This window comes from Telluria sp. AZSoR62 (assembly GCF_058111565.1).
The window spans coordinates 1-314 of record NZ_JBYTST010000204.1; the positions used below are offsets into that span (position 1 = coordinate 1).

Here is a 314-nt window from a genome sequence, read left to right on the forward strand (position 1 = left end):
CAGGACTCAAACCCTGGCGATCCCTTGACGTCGATCCCTTCCAGGAAGTGCCCTTCGGGAATCTCCGTTTCCAGCACGCCCCGCGAGAGTTCGGCCACGTCCACAGCTGTATCCGGACCGAGCCCGTGCGAGACAGGGTTGCCCCGGAAAGCTTCGACCAGGCCCGTTTTCCGACGCAGTTCAGCCAGCGTCCACCGCAGTGCCCCCATGGGATCGTCGGCGTCAGAAAACAGCTCATCCACGAGAACCTGGCGGGAAACCGGCCCCGATGACCGGACCAGCCTGCCCAGCACAGCCCAGCTCTTGCGGCCCCT

The 314-nt window shown here is 65.0% G+C and carries 1 pseudogene; it reads right to left on the reverse strand.

The features are described from left to right. Positions 1 to 314: pseudogene (locus AC3XQU_RS23525) on the reverse strand (SARP family transcriptional regulator); the annotation flags it as partial.